The organism is Kitasatospora sp. NPDC057512, from assembly GCF_042802135.1.
Lineage (GTDB): Bacteria > Actinomycetota > Actinomycetes > Streptomycetales > Streptomycetaceae > Kitasatospora.
Genome location: NZ_JBHVET010001124.1, coordinates 1 through 1,821 on the forward strand (window position 1 = coordinate 1; position 1,821 = coordinate 1,821).

At 70.8% G+C, this 1,821-nt stretch carries 3 protein-coding genes; 2 read left to right on the forward strand and 1 reads right to left on the reverse strand.

Annotated features, from left to right (window positions below):
- Positions 1 to 44: 44 nt before the first annotated feature.
- Complete coding sequence (locus ACFU6K_RS38220) at positions 45 to 710, reverse strand: hypothetical protein (protein WP_380671156.1); 666 nt, start codon at positions 708 to 710, stop codon at positions 45 to 47.
- A 298-nt stretch (positions 711 to 1,008) separates the two neighbouring features.
- Between ACFU6K_RS38220 and ACFU6K_RS38225 the strand changes: the two genes are divergently transcribed.
- Both ACFU6K_RS38225 and ACFU6K_RS38230 read left to right on the forward strand, forming a co-directional pair.
- The gene (locus ACFU6K_RS38225) at positions 1,009 to 1,353 is read left to right on the forward strand and encodes a hypothetical protein (RefSeq protein WP_049650481.1); all 345 of its coding nucleotides are present in this window, start codon (positions 1,009 to 1,011) and stop codon (positions 1,351 to 1,353) included.
- Positions 1,354 to 1,437: 84 nt separating this feature from the next.
- Positions 1,438 to 1,782, forward strand: coding sequence for a rodlet layer protein (locus ACFU6K_RS38230; protein WP_380671158.1), 345 nt, complete (start codon positions 1,438 to 1,440; stop codon positions 1,780 to 1,782).
- The last annotated feature ends 39 nt before the right edge of the window (positions 1,783 to 1,821 follow it).

The following is a 1,821-nucleotide window of genomic DNA, read 5'->3' on the forward strand; positions in this document are numbered from 1 at the left end:
CACGGCGGGGGTGCCGGGCTCCCGTACCGGGTGCGGCGCCCGGGTCAGAGCCGCGTGAGGTCGGTCAGGCCGGTCTGCCCCACCACGGTGGTGGCGGTCGTGGCGGTCGTCCCGGCCAGGGCGCCCGCCGTGTCGGTCAGGGAGATCCGGCTGTCCTCGCCGCCAAGGCTGGCCTTGGCCCCGGGAACCACCTGCACCGCGCCGGAGACCAGCCGCGGGTCGATCTCGTCCACCTTCAGCCGGCCGTCGGCGAGCTGGCCGGCGCCGTCCCGGGCGAGCGCGAGCGGCTGCCCGAGGGTGAGCCCGGGGGTCTTGGCGTGCAGCGGCGCGGCCGGGGCGTCCAGCAGCACCTTGCCGAGGTCGGCGCCCTGGTCGACCAGCGGGAGCGGCAGCTCGGCCTTGGCGCTCGGGCCCACCCTGCCGGTGGTCAGCTGGGGGAGGATCTGCTCCGGGAGCAGCGCCCCGTCGGAGCTGGTGGTCCGGCCCGGCACCGGCGGCATGAGCAGCGAGGTCGGGATGCCGGCCGTGAGGCGGCTGCCCAGTGGGGCGAGCGGGATGTCCGCGGGGACCTGCTGGGTGGCCAGCGAGTCCTCCAGGGCGCCCACCTGGTCGGGGCCGATCGGGGCGGCGGCGGAGGCCGCCCCCTGGGAGGCGAGCACACCGGCACCGACCGCCAGCAGCATCACGCCGGCCCGCTTGGAGAACTTCATGCTTTTCACCGTTCTGCTGTCCGTACTGGGGATCACTGGGAGGGGCTGCGGGGGCGCAGCCGGAAAGCGTTCTGCTCAACGAGTGACCGGGAGCGCGGATTGCGGCCGTTAACCGGTTCGGCTTAATAATCCGACCGGATTCCGTTGACCGTCGCGCCTCCGGGACTCTTTTCAAGAATCCCCGTAACCTTCCGTGCCGTCATTCTTTGATCTGAACGTCAGTGACTGCCGACCGGGTCTGAGCGTTCTCAGCGCCGTACGCAAGGAATCCAAAGAGCATTTCAGAGAGGGATCTCCCATGATCCAGAAGTCCTTCGCCGCCGCCGGCCTGGCCGTCGCCGCGCTGGCCGGTGCCGCCGGCCCGGCCTCGGCCATCGGTGACGCGGACGGCGCCGCCGCCTCGATCGAGGGCAACGGCGGCACCAACTTCACGGGCACGGTCGGGAACAACAGCCCGAACTTCCACTTCCTGGACAACCCGAACATCTGCCTGCCGGAGATCCACAACATCGCCGTCGGCGTGCTCGGTGTGGCCGTCCCGGTCGAGGTCCCGATCGCCAACAACGGTGGTCGGCAGTACTGCACCGTCGGCCAGGGCACCCAGAGCCAGGGCGACGGCGGCGTGTCCCACCTGATCGGCTGATCGGTCGCCGCCCTGTTCTCCCTGCACCACCCGCTGTTCCACCTTCGAATCGCCCCCCGATTCACCCCGAGAGGAAAACCCGAAATGATCAAGAAGTCCCTCGCCGCCGCCGGCCTGGCCGCCGCCGCCCTCGCGATGTCCGCCGGCTCGGCCTCCGCCATCGTCGACTCGGACGGCGCCGCCACCTCCGTCCAGGGCAACGGCGGCACCAACCACACCGGCACCGCCGGCAACGGCAGCCCGAACAGCCACGTTCTGGACAACCCGAACATCTGCCTGCCGGAGATCCACAACATCGCCGTCGGCGTCATCGGCATCGCGGTTCCGATCGAGGTCCCGGTCCTGAACAACCAGCCGAAGCAGATCTGCAACGTCGGCCAGAACACCCAGTCCACGGGCGACGCGGGTGTCTCGCACCTGATCGGCTGATCACGGGGCACGGCACGGTCGGAGGGCCCGGGGAGGAAC